Here is a 21,225-nt window from a genome sequence, read left to right as displayed (position 1 = left end):
CAAAATACAAAGGAAGTTTCATAAAAACATATTTTTTCGAAGAACGAAAGTAATTCCCGTTCATCTGCATAAGTTATAATCAGCATTTATAATTTACCTGAAGCTACCTCATCTCACGATGGAATTTTGGCCAATAAATGAGGAAATTCCCCCATTCCGAAATTCTCTGATTTTAATATTTTATTAGAAATTGTTTAATGCGATGTGTTACGATATTTCTCTTATAAAGCCCCTGAAAAATCTGAAGAAAACCTATCAGTTGGAGACACCGGAGATTACCGGTTTTAAGCCGTTATACCACGTTTCTGCTTTTTCAAATGCACAACTTTTTTGTATTACCGACAGGGAGCCAGATAAGATCACAAGTATGAAATGGGGTCTGATCCCTTTCTGGAGCGAAAAGGAATTCACCAATCTTCATGCTTCTAATATCCAATTAAATGTGAACGCAGAAAAAATCGTCGAATCAAATAAGGGCAGGGAAAATTTGTTTCTTAATCGATGCCTTATTCTGGCTGACGGATTTTTCGAACCGCATTCTATTAACGGCAAGTCTTTCCCTTACTACTGCTACCTGGACGAACAAAGAGTATTCTCCTTTGCCGGAATTTACAACAGAAATGAAGACAACGAGCTAAGCTGCAGCATAATAACGACAAAATCTACCCCGTTTTTTGAATATGTAAACAATAAAGCAAACCGAATGCCACTCGTTCTTGATCCTTATTATGAAAAGATCTGGATCAAAAAGAAAATCACTTTTAAAGAAATAGAAATGGTAATGGAGGAAGGCTTTATTAATGATCATTTTAACGCACATCCTGTTTCAAGAAGTTTATACGATCATAACACTGACACTAATAACCCGGAGGCCATAAAAAAGTCAGGAACCGGTGCCATTCTATTCGGATAAGGACAGTAAGAAATTCCCCTAAAGGAAATCAAAAAAAGGCTGCCCGGATATGAGCAGCCCTTTATCGGCTAATTTTTCAAATAGAAAATCAAGGTTGATCTCAAATACTTTTAAAAGGTCGTCACATCCGCCTCTTTCTCTTTCTTTTTCTTCTTCTTCTTTTTACTTGTTAATTTTCTAATTGTTGGTGAGGAGGTGTACCATAACAGGAATCCACTAAAAACTGTAACTAGTCCAAGTAAGGAAAAGGCTCTTAAAATTAAATTATTGAAATCATCTCTCCCTTCATAATCCATAGTATGCGTCATCCAAAGGAAGTCAAACCATCTCCAGTCTCTGTGGCGCAGGGTTCTAAAAGTACCGTCTGCTGCAGACACATAAGCTCTGATATCTTCAGGGGTATTATATGAGATCACATAGGCCGGAAGAGGCCCTCCTCTGTATTCATGATGCCCTCCCGTAGAGGTTATTCTCTCTACTCCTGTAACCTCCAAACCATCTATCATATGTTGATTAGCTACTGAAACCGCTTCTTCTTCAGAAAGGTCCTCTTTAATCTCTCCTGTTTTAGCATTTTGAAGAGTGCTATGGTTTATCCAATAATAGGGTTCCCCCGCAATATCCTTCAGTTCTACGGAATGTATTTCAGTATCAGGATTAAACTCTGAAGGGCTTCCTAATCCGGAATAATTGGTATGAACCATTTCTTCCTTTTTGAACTGATCTCCGTGAATCTCGTCTATATCTGTCCAACTGAAATATAAACCACTTACAGTCCACATTATAAATTGTATACCTATAAAAATACCAAGATACCTGTGTGCCTGCCTTATTTTTAAAGCTGTTTTTCTTTTTACCATAATTTTTTCAATAAGAGGGGGAGAGTTGAAAAACCATCAACTAATCCCCCTTATCTATTTATTTAATTAATAACCCTCTGTTTGCTGCATTCCTGAGGCTTCTACCTCACTGGCCGGAATTGGGCAAATAGTCCTGTTGTCCGTGGCCTGGATATCCAAATTGGACACATCTACCCCGGTGTTCACATGTTCATCTGTTGGGCGAATAATATCTTTACCTCTTCTGATGTAGTCATAAACACCGTGACCTTCCAAAGCAAGCTCCCTTCTTCTTTCTTCCGCTATTCTTTCTTTTAGAGCCTCTCCTGTTTCAGTAGCCTGATTAGACGAGTAGTCGGTAGTTCTATTCTCGATAAGAGTGTTTAGAAAATCCTGTGCTTCTGGTTCTCCTCCACCGGCTCCATGCGCGGCGGCTTCAGCGGCTATTAAATACATTTCAGAAAGCCGTACTACAGGAATGTTATGTGCACTTAATCCGCCTCCACCACTTCGGTTAATATATTTCACGAAAGCGTGTTGTGTGCCTTCTTTATCTTCCTCCAGCAATGCAGCTCTTGGGTCACCTTCATATGCATCCAATAAGTCTACAAAGGTTTGGGTAGCTATTATATCACCCTGACCTCCGTTCTTAAAATCGAATTGAGCTCCCAGTCCATTACTACCTAAAGAGTTTTGACTTGTTATACTCAATTCGAAAAGAGATTCAGAATTATAATCCTCAAAAACGTAAGAATTTACCCCCATAAGTTTATCCTCACCTCTAGAGGCAATAACTTCCTTGGAATACTTAAGTGCGTTTTCCCAATCCTGTTTATATAAATATACACGTGCCAGTAAGGCCTTTACACCGGTTTTAGTTAAGTACTTGGTACTTCCCTGATCCCAGCTGTTTTCTTCTAACAGGTCAAGAGAGCTTTTCATGTCTGATATTATCTGATCATATGTTGCTCCAAGATTGCTTCTCTCAGTCACAATCTCATCTGAAGAAAGCTTTAACGGCAGTCCCTGGGAGGAGGCTCCAGCCTTTATCCAAGGGTAGGCAAAAGTTCTGGCAAGGTCAAAATAAACCATCCCTCTTAAACCTAAAGCCTCTCCCAATATTTCCTGCTTTGCTGCGGCATTTCCTTCAGCCGCATCTATATTATTAATAATAAGATTTAAATTGTTTATTGACTTAAAAGATTGAATCCACAGATCTTCACAGCTCCCACTGCTATTGCTGCTTTCTTCATACTTATAGGCAATAAGCTCATAGTTTCTGGGATTGTATGTAGTCTCAACAAATCTAAAATCGGTGCCTTTTACAGCAGCCCTTTTGTATAAAACCCTACCCAGATATGTATTCCGGGATACCTCATTATAGGTCCCCGCCAATAATTTATCAAGTTTTTCTACCGAATTAAGCACCAGGTTCTCTGAAATCACATGGTCCGGTGTTTGGTTGAGCACATCTTTGCTACAACCCTGAAGAACTATTAATCCTAAGATTAGAATGCTATGTTTAAATATTTTCATTTTAATGCTTTTTAAGTTCTAAAATTGTAATTGAAGTCCTAAAAGAATAGTCCTCGCTGTTGGTACCTGGAAGAAATTCACTCCATCAACAACAGCTTCCGGATCATATCCGTCTAGTTCAGTAAGCAGGAATAAATTGTTCCCCTGAACATATAGAGATCCTCCTTTAACAGTATTCCACAGTTCCGGAAGATTGTAGCTTAATTTGACGTTTTTTAGCTTTAAATAATCTGAGTCATATAAATGCCTTGTTGAAACGTCATTAGAGAATGTTGGGTTACCATTTATCCTAATTGGCACCGTGGCATCTGTATTATTCGGGTTCCAGGGATCCAATTGAGCAACAGTATTGGTGTATTGCGGAGCGAAGCCATCATCATCACGTTTAAATGCAGTACGGTCATACACTTTTCCTCCTAACCCGAAAGTGAATTGGAAATCGAATGTGAAGTCTTTATAGTTAAACTGATTGAAAAGACCTCCCTGGAAATCCTGTAAAGCATCTCCAAAAATTCCAAATCCGGCTTGCTGAGCATCGGTAGTGAGTTCTCCCGTTCTCTCTCCATTCTCTAAAACGTGATATTGGGCATATCCGCTTGATGGATCTACACCTGCATAATCCCTTAAGTAAAAGGAATAAATACTTTCGCCTTGTTTTATGATTAGCGGGTCCTGCCCATATCTTGAACTATAAGTAGGAACTATATCGTTCTTTAGCTTGGTAATCTCATTGTCAAGAATGGTCAGGTTTGCGCTGGTTCTCCAGGAAAACTCTTCAGTTGAAACAGGATTATAACCAACTTCAAACTCCCATCCTTTATTGATCATTTCACCATAATTCTGCAATTGCGTCATAAAACCAGTAGTAGGTGACACCGGAACATTCAGCAATAAGTCTTCAGTTTTCTTATGGAAATAGTTAACTGCCAGGTCCAGTTTACTGTATAGGTTAATATCTACACCAGCATTGAAGTTTTTACTTAACTCCCAGGACAGGTCAGGGTTTTGAAGTTGTCCGTAAGACAACCCTGATTCTCCGCCATAACCTTTACCATCGGTTTCAAAAAATGCTAAAGAGGCGTAATATTGCGGTGGTAAGTTTCCATTTGTCCCAAAGCTCCCTCTAAACTTCAGATAATCTAAACCGTCTATATCTAGGAAATCTTCTTCGGTAGCTACCCAGGCTCCAGACAGGGACCAAAAAGTTCCCCAACGGGAAGCCTTTCCAAACCTGGACGAACCATCTCGCCTAAAACTTGATGATAAGTAATATTTCTGATCGAAATTATAAGATACTTGTGAGAAATACGAGAGTAGGGAATAGTTCTCTGCGTATCCAGTATGAGTCCACAGCGCACCAATACTACTTGCAGAAAGCAATTCACTATCTAGTACATCATACCCATAAACATTAATCGAATTCATTTTTGAAACCTGAGATTCATGTCCTAACAGAACTTTAACTCCGTGCTTTCCAAAATGGTCATCATAGTTTAAAATATTGGTAGTGGTATACTGGAAGACCTCACTTTTAACGCGATTCAATACACCATTCCAAATTCCTCCACCTGCACCGAATTCTTTATTATCATATAAAGTCTCGTCAATTGCCTGTTGATCTACACCAAAGGTCGTCTTAAAACTAAGAGGGTCCAGGATTTGAAATTCAGCATACGCATCTCCTCTAACCCTGAATTCAGTATTTTCATACTCTCCAACTTTCAGAACTCCAATCGGGTTAGCATTTTTCTCAATATCGTTCGGCAGATTAGCAAAACCTCCATAACCTTCAGGATCATAAATTGGTGCGGCAGGAGGCAGCACCCTAGCCATATACAACGGGTTCAATCCGCCTGCATAAGATCCGTCAAAATTGGCTGCATCCCTTTCGGTTTTTGCCACAGAAAGATTAATTCCAAGTTTTAGCCAGTCCTTAGCCTGATTTTCAAGATTAATTCTTCCTGAGTAACGTTTCAGGCCTGTTTCTATGATCGTCCCCTTTTGTTCAAGGTAATTTCCAGAAACATAGAATGAAGTCTTTTCACTACCTCCTCTTGCAGATAGATTATATTTTTGAGTTAATCCGTTTTGATAAATAGCATCAAGCCAATCAGAGTTAGCATTAGTGGTGCCATAGATCCCTTCATAGTCACTTATTGCCTGATTTTCATAATCGCTGTAAAGTGCATTATCACCATAAACTCTGGTAAACTCGGCGTTTTCGTTATTTTGAATATATTGGTTTACTTGCCCCTCAATCCAAAGATCCTTGAACTGCTCATTATTGATTAATTTTTCTTCTGTGAGATTCTGGCTCCACCCCGTTTCAACACCTAAGGTGATTTCAGTCTCTCCTTTTTTTCCATCTTTAGTAGTAATTATAATAACTCCATTTGCTGCTCTGGACCCGTAAAGAGAAGAAGCGGCAGCATCCTTTAAAACAGTTATGCTTTCTATATCTTCTGAATTGATTGTTGATAATGGGTTATATCCCGTGCTTCCCGTCATAAAATCCCCGGCTCTCAAATTAGAATTGGTGTTAATCACAACACCATCCAATACATACAAAGGTTGAGTATTACCGCTTATAGAACCAATACCTCTTATTTGAACATTGGATTCTCCTCCGGGTTGTCCTGAGGTAGAAACGTTAATACCGGAAACCTTCCCTTGAAGTGCAGTTTCGAAACTTGCCGTAGAGCTACGGGTAAGCGCTTCGGTGTTTACAGTTTCCGCTGCCCCTGTAAAACTCCTTTTATCAGAGGAGCCGTAAGCAACAACCATCACTTCATCAAGAGATTCTGCACTCTTCTTCATTTTGACGTCAATAACATCTTCAGCACCAACAGTTCGGTTTACAACTTTCTTCCCTATGTAGCTAAAGTTAAGTACATCGCCTACATTGGCTTTTATAGAATATAATCCGTCAAAATCGGTTTGGGTTCCTGTTCTGGTATCCTTAATAATTACGTTAACACCAGGCATTGGCATTCCGTTCTCATCTGTAACAGTACCCGAAATCGTTTTTTCCTGTGCAATGGTTAACTGCACAATTAACACCAGAAATAGTGTAAAAATTGCTTGCAATTTATTTTTCATAAATATTTGATTTTTAGATAATAATATTTCTAGGGCAAATATGTTTTGACCTACGGCCAATATCTGCCTTGAGGAAGTAAAAGTGCACTTCCAATTAGTGTATAGCAACTAACTTGCTCTTGGTAGTACCTGAAAATCAGATCAAGAAAACCTGATCTATAACCTGTATGTCGGCGACCAGTAAGGGAGGTTTATAATATGAACTGGGTATTACCTTCAGAGGTAATTCTCCAATAAGTCCCGGTAAGATAAATGATAACGGAATTAAATAATTAGGCTTAACAAGAACAAAAGAAAACGAAGAAGTTTTCAACTCATCCTGACCTTGAATATTTTCCTTTTTATTTGAGCAACAGGAGTCTTTTCCCATAGCCATATGAAAGCTTCCCTTCACACCACAGGAAATCATCTCTGATTTGCACTTTTTTGCAGATGAAAAAACTGAATGACCAACTAAACTTGTCCCACAAAAGTGTTTATCCACTGTAAAGGACAGGGTTGAAAACAGCACAATAAATGCCATTATAACCGAAATCGTATGTAGGGATACTTTCGTCATTGGCTTCAAATATAAACATTTGCTAACAACATCAGCAAAATTTTAAAGTTTTATCACCTAAATGACTGTTTTACAACACAAAAGGATGTATTTTTACGGAAAAAGGAAATTTTTATCAATTTTCAACAACTAGAATGAAGAATTTTAATTTTTTTGTTGGATTTATAACCATATCCTTAACCGGATTAAGAAAGCTATTTTCAGAATACGCGGAACAGACCTTAAAATTAAAAACCCTACCTATTATTTTTTCGCTCAAGCAGCCACTCAAATGACAAATAATTCCTACATAAAGCAAAAAATTCAGATCAAATGATAAGTTCAAAAACTAAATTCACTAGTTCAGGGACTACAATCAGATATCTAGGTGAAAGCGGTTATCAAAAAAATGGAATAAAAAAATCCGTAGCTTGCACTACGGATTAGTCCTGTGACCGCGGAAGGATTCGAACCCTCAACCCTCAGAGCCGAAATCTGATATTCTATCCAGTTGAACTACGCGGCCATTATCCTTAGAAGGCTATTATTAATTGCTTAATTTCTGCTTTACTATACTGGAAATTGTTCTTCCGTCAGCCTTACCGGTAAGCTCTTTTGAAGCAATCCCCATTACTTTCCCCATGTCCTGCATTCCGCTGGCTCCGGTTTGAGCAATGATCTCGTCCACTTTTGCCTCAATTTCAGCTTCACTCATTTGTTCAGGAAGAAAACTTTCTATCACCTCAGCCTGTCTCATCTCAGGTTCCGCAAGATCTTCTCTCCCCTGCTCTTTATAGATCTCAGCGCTTTCTTTACGCTGCTTCACAAGTTTTTGTAACAGCTTTAACTCCTCCTCTTCGGTTAAACCGTCTTTAGACGAACTTTCGGTATTAGCCAATAAGATGGCTCCTTTTACGGCTCGTAATGCCTCAAGTTTTGCACTGTCTTTAGCTCTCATGGCAGCTTTCATTTCTGCCATTACTTTTTCCTGTAAACTCATTGTTTTTTAATTCTTGTGCGAAGATAAAATATTAAAATTGATTTTACCACTTAATTCTCCCTGCAAAAATAAGTAACTTGGGCATCCCATTTTTAAATAGTTAATTATGAAATCCCTACTGCTTTTAGCAACTTTTCTTGTTCCAGTTTTAAGTTTAACTGCACAGGAAAGGTATATTGACAGCCTGTTCCCGGTAAAAGAGGTGGTAACCGAAACCTATGCCACCAAAGACGGCAAAGACCTGATAGCAGATATATATCTGCCGGAAAAAGATACCGCATCGCTAAGGCCAATGATCCTTTTTATGCACGGTGGTGGATTTGCCGGCGGCAGCCCAAAGAATGAAGCTGAAGTCAAATTCGCAAAAATTGCTGCAAGTAAAGGTTATGTTGCCGTGCAGATCTCTTACCGACTGGAAAGAAAGGATAAAAAGACAGCTTTCGGTTGCGAATTCCCTGCAGAAGGAAAAATTGAAACCTTCCGTAAAGCTGCCGAAGACTTTCTTGATGCCGTGAAGTATATGAAGCGTATAAGCGATAAATATAATATTGACCCGACACAAATAATTGTTGGCGGCAGTAGCGCCGGAGCCGAAGCTGTACTGGATGCTGTATATAACAGGCAATTACTGCTTCCTGAAAACAACCAATATGAAGATCTGGGAATAGACGGGGTCTTCTCTCTGGCAGGAGCCATTGTTGATGCCCGCTACATTATTAAGGAAAATGCCATTCCGGCCGTACTTTTTCACGGAACCGATGATAATCTTGTTCCCTATGCCACGGCACCCCATCATTATTGTGATCCTTCAGAGCCCGGATTTATCATCCTGGACGGCTCGAAAACAATAGCAGACAAATTAGAGGAATTTAACAGCTCCTATATGCTATATACCTTTGAAGGAGCCAGGCACGAGATCTCTGGAATTCCATTCCATCACTTACCGGAGGTATTCAGTTTTTTCAAGAAAGCAATTCTTCAGAAAAATCATTTACAGATAAACATTAGTCAATGAAATTAAAATTCGCCCCTTGCCTTATCCTGATTCAGTTTCTTTTTTTGCTCACTCCACCCGCCTTTGCACAGGAAAGCAACTGGTACAAAGGGAACCTGCACACCCACACCTATTGGAGTGATGGAGATGAATTCCCCGAAATGGTTTTGGACTGGTACAGGAAAAATGATTACCAGTTCGTCGCAATTTCCGATCACAATATTTTACCTGAAGGTGAGAAATGGAAAACCATTCCAAAAGACTCCTCATACCAAAAAGCTTTTCAGAACTACCTAAACAAATACGGGGAAGACTGGGTACATTATAAAGAGGATAATGAAGGGATCCACGTAAAACTGAAGACCTACCAGGAATTTAGTGATCTTTTTGAGAAAAAAGGAAGCTTTATGATATTTAAGGCGGAAGAAGTCACTTCGTATCTTGAAGGTAAGGCTGTGCACATGGGGGCAATCAATATAAAGCATCTTGTAGAACCTCAAAACGGAAACAGCATTGCAGAGCTGATCCAGAATAATCTGGACGCCATAAAAAGTCAGGAAGATTCTATTGGCCGGCCGGTATTACAACATCTTAATCATCCTAACTTCACTTATGCCATAACGGCCGAGGATATTATTAAGCTGAATGGCGAACGCTTTTTTGAGGTTTTTAATGGTCATCCCCACGTAAATAATTATGGTGATAGCGTCCACAACAGCACCGAAGAAATGTGGGATCGTGTGAACATTGCTTACGCGAATAACAACAAACCACTGCTTTTTGGAATCGCTACAGACGACAGTCACAACTATCACAAATTCGGGCAAAAGTACAGCAATGCAGGGAGAGGCTGGGTTACAGTTAGGGCTGATACGCTTTCGCGAACGGCAATTATCAATAACCTGGAATCAGGTGATTTTTACGCCTCTACGGGAGTCGAACTTGAAGCCCTTAAAATGAAAAGAGACAAGATCAAATTTCAGATAAAAGCTGAGGAAGGGGTTTCCTATACCACCCAGATTATAGGGGTTTATAAAAATAGTTTCAAGCCGGAGATCATTGCCAATTTAGAAGGAGCCGATATTAGATTTGAAATCCCTGATGATCTTCTGTTTCTTAGAGCGAAGATCATTTCAGATAAACCGAAAAAAAATCCTTATAAAAAAGGAGATGTGGAGGTAGCCTGGCTACAGCCATTTATTCCTGATAATTAATCTTAGTAATAAAAAAGAGCGCCAAATATAGAAATCGGCGCTCTTTTTATAACAGAGTAAAGGAAGGCCACCGAACGTAGGGAATTCGGTAGCCGGTTTGCATTAATAAAAACTATTCCTTTAACTCAAAACTATTTTCAAACCTCCCGTCTGAACTACCTGCAATAAAGAATTCAAACTCTCCGGGTTCAAAGACATATTCTATTTGAGAATTATAGAATTTCAGGTCTTCGGGAGTGATCGTAAAGCTTACCGTTTTAGACTCACCTTTCTTAAGAAATATTTTCTGAAAGCCTTTCAGCTCCTTTCCTGGAGGCGTCACGCTTCGTACAAGGTCGTGAGTATACAATTGTACGATCTCCTCCCCGTCATAATTGCCGGTGTTTGTAACCCTTGCACTCAATTGGATAGAACCATCTGCATTCAGACTATCGGCACTCGCTTTTATATCGCTGTATTCAAAAGTAGTATAACTAAGTCCGAACCCGAATGGCAATAATGGTGAGTTTGGAGAATCCAGATAGTTGGTTTTGAACTTCTGAAACTCCCCGGATTCTGGCCCTGGTCTTCCCGTAGTCTTCATTCTGTAATGGATTGGCACCTGCCCGACACTTCTTGGCCAGCTATTGGTCAGTTTTCCTGACGGATTATAATCTCCGAATAAAACGTCGGCCACAGCATTCCCGGCTTCCACACCTGGATGCCACGCCTGAAGTATGCTAACCGGAAGAGCCATCTCCTCTGAAATATCAAGTGGCCTGCCACTCATCAATACCAGAACTACCGGCTTACCTGTTGCTACAAGTTTATTGATGAGTTTCTTCTGGCTGTCAGGAATAGTAATATCGGTTCGGCTGGCAGCTTCCCCACTCATTTCTGAGGCTTCACCAACTACAGCAACAACCACATCAGAATTATTGGCTACCTCAACAGCTTCCTTCAGCATAGCTTCCGGAGTTCTTTCATCAATTTCGATTCGTTTCCCGAATACGTTCACCTTTTTTGCGAATGTACTGTCATCAGCAATATTAGCGCCTTTAGCATAAGTAACCTCAGCATCCGGAGCTACATTTTCAAGGCCTTCCAATACGGGGATGGATAATTCCGTGTTTCCGGTCGGAGCCCAGGTTCCAAGCATATTATTCTTGTTATTGGCTAATGGACCAATCAATGCAATATTAGCATCTTTGGCTAGCGGAAGAGTATTTTCGTGTTTCTTAAGCAAGACAAAAGATCTTGTCGCAGCTTTCCTGGCCAGACTTCTGTTCTCATCGGTAAGTATATCCTTTTCCGGTCTGCTTTCATCTGAATACAGATAAGGATCATTCAGCAAACCTAATTTATGCTTTGCTTCAAGGATTCTTCTGGCAGCTTTAGTGATCTGCTCTTCAGAGACCTTTCCTTCTTCTACAGATTTTTTCAGGGTAGTTAGAAAGCCTTCTCCAACCATATCCATATCCAGCCCTGCATTAATAGCCATTGCCGAAACATCCTGTAGATCACCCATACCGTGAGCGATCATTTCGTTAACAGAGGTATAGTCGGAAACCACAAATCCACCAAAGCCCCATCTCTCGCGAAGCAGGTCAGTTAACAACCATTTGTTCCCGGAAGCCGGAATCCCGTCAATATCATTAAATGAGGTCATCACACTTCCAACACCAGCATCTACAGCTGCCTTGTATGGTGGCAGGTATTCATTGAACATCTTAAGACGGCTCATATCAACGGTGTTATAATCCCTACCGGCTTCAGGTGCTCCATATAACGCCATATGCTTTACAGTTGCCATCATTGTGCTAGGCTGGGTAAGATCTTCTCCCTGGTAACCTTCTACCATTGCCTTGGCTATCTGAGAACCCAGGTAAGGGTCTTCCCCTGCTCCTTCTGCAATACGTCCCCATCTGGGATCTCTTGCAATATCCACCATAGGTGAAAAGTTCCAGTTGATCCCGTCGGCAGTTGCTTCCTTCGCAGCCATCTGAGCTCCTTCTTTTATCAGTTCCAGATCCCAGCTGGAAGATAGACCGAGCGGAATAGGATAAGTGGTTTTATAACCGTGTATGATATCTGAACCAATTAAAAGTGGAATTCCCAAACGGGAATTTTTTACAGCTATTTCCTGCGCCTGTCTCACTTTTTCAGGACTCGATACTCCGAACACCCCTCCTACATTTCCGGCCTTAATTTTAGTTTCAACATCTTCGCTCACTACCGCTCCGGTAGCTACACCTCCGCCTGGGGTGAGCAGGTTCAATTGCCCTATCTTCTCCTCCAGGGTCATCTTCTCAAGCAGCTCCTCCACTTCCGGGATCCTTTCCTGTGCCTGAAGACCTGAAAGTCCTAGAAACAACAGGAGGGCAACTGACAGTTTAAAATTTCTCATCTTAGTTAAACTTTAAAAATTGGTTATTGTTTTATCTTTATTTCACTTCCTGAACCTCGGTTCTTTCTGAGATTCCATTTTCATTAAATGCCTCTATACTGAAGTAATACTTTGTATCACGGTCCAGGTTGCGCATTAAATGTTCATTTTTGTCATAGATAAGCCACGACTGGTATAACTTATCGGGTGCGATACCCCAACGAATGTTATAACCCTGGGCCCCTTTCACAGGTTCCCATTGGAAAGAGGCATCCCTTCTGTCTTCATGTCGTGATACCGTAAAACCTTTCACCTTTGCAGGCTTTTTTCCGAGGCCTTTTCCAAACACCCTGATCTCGGATAATGCAAAGTTCTTTCCCGGAACTTCCACATTGTTATAGCGCATATATTTTGCCTGTACGGGTTTGTTAAGTGTGATGTAGGCATTTGGGGCATCCTCAAAACTTTCGCTCCTGTCCACAACCCTTTTCCAGTTTTCACCATCTTCAGAAACCTCTATTGTGAATCGGTGTTTAAGACCTTCTGTCCTGGTATAGATTCCCGATTCCTCATCGTGAAAATTCACCTGAAAGGCATAAACATCTCCCGGAGCAAGCATTTCGATCTCCACCCACTGTTTATCATCATTGGCTTCAGCAACCCAGAATGATTTGGGACTTTCGTCTGTCAACACTTCGGAAATGATCTCTCCCTCATTGGTTTTACGGAGCGGCATTTTAGTGATATCAAATTCTCCATCAGTAGAAGTACTTTTCCTGATCTGCTTCTTTGAAGAGGAAACCGTTGTTTTTCCATTATAGGAAAGCAACATCCAGCCGGTATGCTGTCCTGGTTTGGTAGGATGATCAGGGCTGAATAACGGATAATCTCCATAGCTTGTGTCTGTATACATCAATCCTTCCTCATCAAAATAAGTGGGAAACATGCACAATCGGCGCTCCCAGTGGGAGTTGGAAGCCAGAGCCATAGTAGCAAAATGCCAGTACTGCCCGTTGGTTTGCTTAACTGTCACCCCGTGGCCGGCACCATTGGTGAATCCGCCCGGCTTGAAACTCATCGGATTATTCTTCATGTATTTGAAAGGGCCTAGCGGCGTTTCTCCAATGTAAGAAGCATCTGCATATACATTGAACTGGGTGCCGGGTGCCGCGTATTGCAGATAGTATTTACCATCATGTTTGGTCATCGAGGCACCTTCCATATATCCTTCTTTTAAGGTTGGATGGTAATTATTCTCGCCAAAACGCTCCCAGCCGTGTTCTTCCTCTTTCAGGTTAATAAGTTCTTTTTGAACTCCTGTTTCCAGGAAACGATCATCCTTATTCAGCATTTTCACTTTAAGAGGATGTACATTCGACGAGCCCCAATACAAATAGGTTTTCCCATCATCGTCAATGAACAATTCAGAGTCCTGAATGTTACTGGTAATAGAAGCCGTTGGTGTCCATTTACCGCTTTTCGGATCATCGGTATAAAGTATACTTCCATAGCCCGCAGGATCTCCGGCAAAATAGACCAAAGAATCCTTATAATTGAATGCAGTTGGCGCATTGGAACCTTCAAAGAACCATTGTTCCGGCTTAATAAATTCCCAGTTAATCAGATCTTTTGAATGCCAGTATCCAAAAGAACGCGTGACGAACATAAAGTATTCACCCCGATATTCGATTACCGCAGGATCGGCGCCGGACCTGTAGGAAATATTATTACTGGAATTATATACCATATAAGAATAGTCGATATCCAGCGGATTAATATAGGTTTCCGGCACTGCCTCCTGTGAATGAAGCATTCCACCAATTAAAAAGGCTGCTGTTATGAGTATGTAATTCAAACTCTTCATTTATTTCTCAGGTCTGTTTTTAATAGTCATCCCTCGAGAGGCTATGACCTTTTCCCCATAATTTTCAACAAGGAAGTATTAAAAAATTCTTATTCGGTTTTTGTTTTTAGATCTTCTTTATTTAGGGAAAATAACCACGGTAGCAGATAAGGCTCAGCCAATGCTGAATCCCAGCTGTTATGATTATCGTCGGGGTATAGAGACAGCTTTGCATTCCCTCCATAATGGTTGATGGCTCTCGCCATAGCCTTTGATTTTCTTGGCGGCACTATATCATCTTTCTCACCGTGAAAAATCCAGATATTGAAACCTTTTGGATAGTCGGCAGCAATCTCGGGATTAGCTCCTCCACAAATTGCAAAGGCAGCTGCAAACATTGCGGGTTTCTTATATAGTATCTCATAAGTTCCCATTCCTCCCATAGAAAGACCTCCAACATATACCCTGTCCTTATTCACAAAGTCTTTTTCGGTAAGGCTGTCCATAAGCTTCATTACGAGATCAAGCGATCTTGTGGCCGGTTTCTCATTCATAAAATCAAACTGAAAAGGAATGGTGTCCCTGTTCACTTCAACTTTAGCCCAATAATCGTCTTTTGGAGCCTGAGGAAATACCACGATAGCCGGATATTTTTCACGATTTTCAGCCTTTAGAAAAAGCTCTCCCCCGTGAGTTAACTGACTTTCGTTATCACTGCCGCGCTCTCCTGCTCCGTGCAGGAAAAGCAGCACCGGGTATTCCTTGTCTTCTGAGAAATCCTGAGGATAAAGAATTCTGTATTTAAGGGTATCTCCCTCTTTTACAAATTCCTTTCTTTCATAGCTCCCCTTATCCTGAGCGTTCACCGCAAAGGGAAGCATCAGCAGAATGAGAATGAAAATCGTAATAATATATAATACTCTATTTTTCATATGTAAAACCTAATTTATCCAGTCCCTGTTGCACTTCAGGAGCTCCCATAAAAAGATCCCAGATCAAACCAGACCTGTGATTCTCTATCATAACAACTTGCGGCCCCTGGTCTATGGCAAGGTATCTTCTGGCCGCCCAGTTTTGCCCTTCAAGACTATAAGCGTCATAGAAGCCGGCAGGGCCCCACAAAAGAGGATTTAATTCCTCATACCAATACCTAATCGCTCTCATCGACTTTTCAGGAGTATAGGGCAGCGAACTTACCGCCGCTGTTGGCGATACAACTCCTTTATCTGAGTCTGGCGAATGCGCAGCATAGCCAATTCCTCCGTCTTCATTTCTGGTATAACTGGCTGTAAGCCCCCAGGATTTCGGGCCATAAGTTTCAAAGTTATTAGGGTTCTCCTGACAATACTCATAGTTTATTTTGGAGTGATGCACATTTAGATCCCAGTAATTGGCATATTTATCCTGAAGTCCTTTCGGGTTAAGGCCTAAATAAGAATAATGAGCCCAGAATAACGGACCTCCTTTACTCCCGCTTGTATTATGCTTTAGAATAAGAGGCATACCATATGCCCTTTCATCGGTGGTGATATTTCCACCGCGCGCCCATCCTTCGTGGTACACGGAAGGATCTATGGAATGTTCCGGGGAAGAGGCTGCCATCACGTAAGTAATAAGGCATTCATTATAACCTTCGATCATAAAGTCCATTTCCCACTGGTAATCCGGAGACCAGTGCCAGTAGATCCCATCTTTATTATTGGTATACCAGTTCCACTCAATTCCGTTCCACAAATCATCATATTTCTTCGCAACTGCCTTTTCTTTCTCAGAGCCGTTCTTAAGGTATTCTCTTACCACCAAAAAGCCCTGGGCTAGAAAAGAAGTTTCCACAATATCTCCTCCATTATCCTTTCTTCCAAAGGCCTGAGTTTCACCGGTCTCGCCATTTATCCAATGCGACCAGGCTCCGTGATATCTTGTGGCATTTCCGAGAAAATCAGCGATCTTCTCCAAACGGGCCACCGCCTCATCACGTGGAATAAAATTTCTTTCCATTCCACTCACCATAGCCATAAGACCAAAACCTGTACCTCCTGTGGTTACTACATGAGCATCATTTTTAGGATAATTCCCGTCAGGGTGAAAGCGTTCCCGGGCCATTCCTGAATTCGGCTCGGCATAATCCCAAAAATATTTAAGGGTTTGCTTTTGTACTTTATCCAGTAATTCTTCATCAGAAAGCTGAGAAACTTCCTCTGGCTTATTTTCACTGCTCTTATTAGGAGTTTCCCTTGGAGCATCATTACAGGAAACGAGAACTGATATAAAGAAAATTAGATAAAAGTATTTATAGGCTAAATTCATTCTGAAAATTTGAAATTTGAAAAAATATGCTGCACCGTTGAGGGTGCAGCATATTCAGCTAATTCATATTGTTATTACCATCCAGGATTCTGCTCAAGCAGCCCACCACTCTGGGCGATCTGTTCCTGAGGAATCGGGAATAGTTCGTGTTTACCTTCTTCAAAAGGAACACCGAAAGCCTGCATCACTTCAGCAGCTCTTCCCTGGCGGCGCAGGTCGAAGGTCCTGTCTCCTTCCATAGCCAGTTCAAGGCGGCGCTCTTTATAGATATCCATTAGAGTCACTGTTTCAAGTGGGTCAAGTTCTGCTCTTTCGCGAACCTCATTTACCACTTCACGTGCCTCTTCAGTCATTCCAAGTTGGAATGCCGCTTCGGCATTGATCAGCAACACCTCTGCATATCTTATAAGCTGAACGTTTTTGTCGTCGGACTGAAGGTTAATATCCACATAGGCTTTCTGATTGTAACGAGGATTCGATACTGTTTCCGGCACCTCGCGGCCATCATAAAGGGTTTCCCCTCTAAAGATGATCGTTGCGTCCATACGGGTATCACCTTCTTCATAAGCATTCACAAGGTCTTCAGACGGGGAGTTGAAGCCCCAGCCCCAGCCTCCCTGGCCACGGGCACCCTGACTGGTAGAGTAGTTATTCACTCCAAGAGAAGGAGTTTCTCCTCTACCCTGGATCTCGAAAATAGATTCCACTCCATTTTCGTGACTTACTTTCCAGATATCCTCATAATTAGACTCTAAATCGTATTCACCAGAAGCGATAACTGCCTGGCTTAACTCATAAGCTGGCTGCCAGTCTTTCTGGTAAAGGTTAACTTTTGCAAGAAGTGCCTGTGCAGCACCTTTAGTTGCACGACCAAGGTTGGCTGAACTGTACTCACTCTTAAGAGGCAGGCTCTCCATGGCAGCCTCAAGATCAGCTTCAATGAAACCATACACTTCTTCTTTAGTAGCTCTTTGGTAAGCCCTGTTGATATCTTCCTCATCATTAGGATCCGGGATGAAATCGATAATTGGAACACCTCCGAACATCTGTACAAGTCTGAAATACATCAAACCTCTAAGGAATCTGGCTTCCCCAATAAGTCTGCTCTGAAGCTCAGCATCTACATTCACATCAGGAAGAAGGATGATCGCCTGATTGGCTCTTGCTATCCCCTGATAGTGGTTCTCCCACAGATTACGAAAGGAAGCTTCGGTTTCAGTGTACGTATATTCAGCGTGATTTTTCTGGTATGTTCCTGTATCTCCGGGATCACTTCCCTTATTCGCATTATCTGAGGTGATTTCAGTTGCCCCGTACCACGGGAACGAACTCATATTGAAGCCCAGGAATATATTGTAAATGGAGTTTACAAGTTCCGGAGCCACATCCGGATCGGATAGTGCCACATCTGGTGTTTCCTCTGAAGGTGTTACTTCAAGAAAGTCCTTCTCACAGGAAACAAACCCTATACTTAGTGCAATTACTATTGCTATTTTGCTTGTTATTCTTTTCATAATTCTTTGTTTATAAACCTATGTTAAGTCCGATGAGATAAGATTGTACTGCAGGATATGCATTAAGCTCTACTCCCGCCAGTTCTAACGGATTACCCGGAAGCTCCGGAGTAAACCCTGAAAAGTCCTGACTGATAAATGGATTTTGAGCGGTAGCATAAATTCTTGCATCCTTAATAAAAGAGTCTTCCGCGAAAGGAATGGTATATCCTACAGTTATATTATTAATTCTGAAGAAGTCTCCAGATTCAAGGAAATAACTTGAGGATAACGGCACATCGTTACTTGGAGCGGGCTCTGTATTAGATGGATTCTGAGCTGTCCAGCGATTATCAAATACTGCTTGCTCGATATTCTCTCCTCCGAATCGCTGAGCTTTTTTACCATTGTACACTACGTTCCCATAGTTTCCATAAGCATCAAGATTAAAGTCCCAGTTAAGGTATTTCGCAGAAAGATTGATTCCGTAGAAATTCTTAGGAGCATAAGACCCGAAGAACTTCTTATCATCATCATCTATATTACCATCGTCATTCACATCGTCGTAAATAAACTCACCGTTCTCGTCAACTCCTGTCACATCCAGCAGCCAGAAACTTCCAAGTGGTTCTCCTTCAACTACTTTTTTAGTGATCTGACCATTACCGATACTACCTCCCAGGTTTTCAGCGAAGAATGGGTTAGTAACTTTCTCCAGCTCATTTCGGTTAAAGGTAATGTTACCTCCTACCTGGTAGCTAAAGTCTTCTCCAATATCATCGCTCCAGTTAAGAGAAATTTCAAGACCTTCGTTTCTAACCTGTCCGGCGGGAGTCAAAGTGGTTCCGCTGAATCCAAAAGCATCCGGAAGTTCAACAGGCAGGATTGCATCTCTGTTCAGACGATTATAATAATCGATCTCCCCTGAAAGTTTATTATCAAGGAATCCGAATTCAAGACCTATATCATATTCTTCGGTTGTTTCCCAGCTAAGTTCCGGGTCAATAAGTTCATTTATAGTACCTCCTTCATTAATTGACTGTCCTGGTCCAAAAGGATAGTTAAGGTCAGTGCTGAAAGTAAGGATGTTCAATGGCACATTCTGGTTACCTAACTCCCCGTAGCTTCCGCGAAGCTTAAGGAAACTGATCACGTCTGAATCCTGAAGAAAGGCCTCTTCCGAGATTACCCAACCAAGACCGAAAGAGAAGAAATCACCATACTTCTTACCTTCCTGGAACTGACTTGAACCATCTCTACGGTAAGTTCCTGTGAAAAGATATTTCCCGTCATAATCATAGTTCATACGGGCAAAGTAAGACCTAAGTCTTACCGTATTATCCTTAAGGTTCTCAACTTCCTGAGGTTCTGCATCACCATTATTAAGACTCCAGTAATCGCTGCCTACAGGCACGTTTCTTCTGGTTCCCTCTAAAAAGTCTCCCCCACGCTCTTCAACAGTTGTACCCAGGGTAAGTTTGAAATTATGAAGTTCGTTTAAAGTCTGATTTAAAGTCACGAAATTATCATATACCCATTTATAGCTATCTTCTTTTCTCACCACCAATGAGGTCTTTGGAGCTTCTGAACTGTATTGATCTCTAGTTCTGGTAGGATCTCCAGTAAGGAATAGCTCAAGATTATTGGTGAATCTTCTTCTTCTGAAATATTCTGTTTCTATACCGAACCTTGAAGTAAAACTGATCCAGTCTGCAATTTCATAATCGAAAGTAAAAGTTCCCTGTAATCTCAGGTTCTTTTCCTTCTGATTATCATAATTCAAATCTCTAACCGGGTTCCCCACGTTGTTGTAAGAACCTACTTCATCGGCAGACACCCCGTATTGGCCAGCATATGGTCCGGTTAAATAACGTACAGGCACAATTGGTGCTTGCTTATAAGCTGTATTGAACACACCGAATCCTTTAGGAGACTCATTAGAAAGTGCTGCACTTACCTGTTGGCTAAAGGTGATCTTATCGCTGATATCGAAATCGGTATTACTTCTTAAAGTAAGACGATTAAAGTCGTTATCCTTAAGAATACCTTCTTCTTCATAAAAACCGGCACTAAAAAAGGTTCTTACATCTTCCCCTCCGGCACTTAAGGCCATATTGATATTTCTCACGCTACCGGTTCTGGTAATCTCATCAAACCAGTCTGTATTATATTCCTGGTTTGAGTCAAACCTGTCCGGATTCCCCAAAGCCTCATTAGAGTAAATGGCAAAAGATCTTGAATCGGCCATATCAACCTTTTCCAATTCACTTTTAAAACCATAATATCCGTCAATATCTATAGTAAGCGCTCCGGCTTTACCCTTCTTGGTAGAAACAATAATTACCCCGTTTGCACCACGGTTACCATAAATAGCCAATGAGGAGGCATCTTTAAGGATATCGATATTAGTAATATCATTAGGGTTGATATTATCTATATTATCTGTAAGTATCCCATCTACAACATATAATGGGTCTTGTCCTCCAAAGGCAGTACCAAGTCCTCTGATAAACACATCGGGCGAAGATCCCGGTGCTCCGGAAGGCGTAATCTGAACACCAGCAGCTTTACCCTGTATGGACTGAGTAGCTGTTGTAGCCGGTTGCTGGGTAATGGCCTCAGCATCAATACGGCTAATAGAACCAGTTAAGTCCTGTTTTCTCTGGGTACCATACCCCACAACAACAACCTGTTCGAGTTCTGAAGCAGATTCTTCTAAAGTGACAGGATAATCGTTACTTTCTGTTATTGTAACTTCTTTAGCCTTAAACCCAAGAAAAGTAATACGAAACACGTCTCCGGTTTCTACATTTTCGAGAGTAAAGTTTCCATCAAAATCAGTGACATCATAGATCTCCTTACCAACAATTTTCACCTCCGCTCCTGGAAGAGGAACATTGTTGGGGTCAACCACGGTACCACTAATTGTTTTTGTTCCTTGTGCGAAACTCAGACTCGTGAAGAGAATCGCCACAATGCAAAATAATTTTACTTTCATACGGTTGAATATTTACTGAATTTTAGAAGAAAGATACGCAGCATCTCCTTTTTTACGCAATCGATATAGTACACATCTGCTACTTC

The 21,225-nt window shown here is 41.2% G+C and carries 14 protein-coding genes and 1 tRNA gene; 3 read left to right on the top strand and 12 right to left on the bottom strand.

The genetic code is table 11. The annotated features are described in order from the left end of the window. The first annotated feature begins 202 nt into the window (after window positions 1-202). On the top strand, window positions 203-913 hold the full coding sequence (locus ACFQ3Q_RS05005; protein ID WP_380743543.1) for an SOS response-associated peptidase: 711 nt from the start codon (window positions 203-205) through the stop codon (window positions 911-913). Window positions 914-1,023: 110 nt separating this feature from the next. Here ACFQ3Q_RS05005 and ACFQ3Q_RS05000 read toward each other — a convergent pair whose 3' ends face one another. The 6 genes from ACFQ3Q_RS05000 to ACFQ3Q_RS04975 all read right to left on the bottom strand — a co-directional run bounded on the left by ACFQ3Q_RS05000 (window position 1,024) and on the right by ACFQ3Q_RS04975 (window position 7,925). Continuing rightward, window positions 1,024-1,773, bottom strand: a complete 750-nt coding sequence (locus tag ACFQ3Q_RS05000) for a PepSY domain-containing protein (RefSeq protein ID WP_380743541.1) — start codon at window positions 1,771-1,773, stop codon at window positions 1,024-1,026. A gap of 66 nt (window positions 1,774-1,839) precedes the next feature. Further along, window positions 1,840-3,288, bottom strand: coding sequence for a RagB/SusD family nutrient uptake outer membrane protein (locus tag ACFQ3Q_RS04995; RefSeq protein WP_380743539.1), 1,449 nt, complete (start codon window positions 3,286-3,288; stop codon window positions 1,840-1,842). Window positions 3,289-3,306: 18 nt separating this feature from the next. After that, a complete protein-coding gene (locus ACFQ3Q_RS04990) occupies window positions 3,307-6,387 on the bottom strand; it encodes a SusC/RagA family TonB-linked outer membrane protein (RefSeq protein WP_380743538.1) in 3,081 nt (1,026 codons plus the stop codon). A 136-nt stretch (window positions 6,388-6,523) separates the two neighbouring features. Further along, the gene (locus ACFQ3Q_RS04985; protein WP_380743536.1) at window positions 6,524-6,946 is read right to left on the bottom strand and encodes an HYC_CC_PP family protein; all 423 of its coding nucleotides are present in this window, start codon (window positions 6,944-6,946) and stop codon (window positions 6,524-6,526) included. A 431-nt stretch (window positions 6,947-7,377) separates the two neighbouring features. After that, window positions 7,378-7,451, bottom strand: a tRNA-Arg gene (locus tag ACFQ3Q_RS04980). Between the two features lie 21 nt (window positions 7,452-7,472). Beyond that, entirely contained in the window at window positions 7,473-7,925 is a 453-nt protein-coding gene (locus ACFQ3Q_RS04975) for a GatB/YqeY domain-containing protein (RefSeq protein ID WP_380743534.1), read from the bottom strand. Between the two features lie 106 nt (window positions 7,926-8,031). On the opposite strand from ACFQ3Q_RS04975, the gene ACFQ3Q_RS04970 reads away from it, so the two are divergent. Together ACFQ3Q_RS04970 and ACFQ3Q_RS04965 are read left to right on the top strand one after the other, a co-directional pair. Beyond that, window positions 8,032-8,940: an alpha/beta hydrolase gene (locus ACFQ3Q_RS04970; RefSeq protein ID WP_380743532.1), complete on the top strand. Its 909-nt coding sequence runs from the start codon at window positions 8,032-8,034 to the stop codon at window positions 8,938-8,940. Continuing rightward, the gene (locus tag ACFQ3Q_RS04965; protein WP_380743530.1) at window positions 8,937-10,133 is read left to right on the top strand and encodes a PHP domain-containing protein; all 1,197 of its coding nucleotides are present in this window, start codon (window positions 8,937-8,939) and stop codon (window positions 10,131-10,133) included. Before ACFQ3Q_RS04970 ends, ACFQ3Q_RS04965 begins: the two co-directional genes overlap by 4 nt. A 112-nt stretch (window positions 10,134-10,245) precedes the next feature. Here ACFQ3Q_RS04965 and bglX read toward each other — a convergent pair whose 3' ends face one another. The 6 genes from bglX to ACFQ3Q_RS04935 form a co-directional block, all read right to left on the bottom strand. Beyond that, window positions 10,246-12,519, bottom strand: coding sequence for a beta-glucosidase BglX (gene bglX / locus ACFQ3Q_RS04960; protein ID WP_380743528.1), 2,274 nt, complete (start codon window positions 12,517-12,519; stop codon window positions 10,246-10,248). Window positions 12,520-12,556: 37 nt separating this feature from the next. Further along, window positions 12,557-14,362 (bottom strand): family 43 glycosylhydrolase, encoded by a 1,806-nt coding sequence (locus ACFQ3Q_RS04955; protein ID WP_380743526.1) that lies wholly within the window; start codon window positions 14,360-14,362, stop codon window positions 12,557-12,559. Window positions 14,363-14,451: 89 nt separating this feature from the next. After that, on the bottom strand, window positions 14,452-15,273 hold the full coding sequence (locus ACFQ3Q_RS04950; protein ID WP_380743524.1) for a carboxylesterase family protein: 822 nt from the start codon (window positions 15,271-15,273) through the stop codon (window positions 14,452-14,454). Next, window positions 15,263-16,648, bottom strand: coding sequence for a glucoamylase family protein (locus ACFQ3Q_RS04945; RefSeq protein WP_380743521.1), 1,386 nt, complete (start codon window positions 16,646-16,648; stop codon window positions 15,263-15,265). The genes ACFQ3Q_RS04950 and ACFQ3Q_RS04945 overlap by 11 nt, the downstream gene beginning before the upstream one ends. A 74-nt stretch (window positions 16,649-16,722) precedes the next feature. Further along, window positions 16,723-18,162: a RagB/SusD family nutrient uptake outer membrane protein gene (locus ACFQ3Q_RS04940; RefSeq protein WP_380743519.1), complete on the bottom strand. Its 1,440-nt coding sequence runs from the start codon at window positions 18,160-18,162 to the stop codon at window positions 16,723-16,725. 10 nt (window positions 18,163-18,172) lie between these two features. Then, complete coding sequence (locus ACFQ3Q_RS04935) at window positions 18,173-21,139, bottom strand: SusC/RagA family TonB-linked outer membrane protein (protein WP_380743518.1); 2,967 nt, start codon at window positions 21,137-21,139, stop codon at window positions 18,173-18,175. Window positions 21,140-21,225: the final 86 nt, after the last annotated feature.

It is taken from the genome of Salegentibacter chungangensis, assembly GCF_042678405.1.
GTDB classification, from domain to species: Bacteria; Bacteroidota; Bacteroidia; order Flavobacteriales; family Flavobacteriaceae; genus Salegentibacter_A; species Salegentibacter_A chungangensis.
Note: the sequence above shows the minus strand (reverse complement) of the source record. Positions and strands in the feature narration are given on the sequence as shown.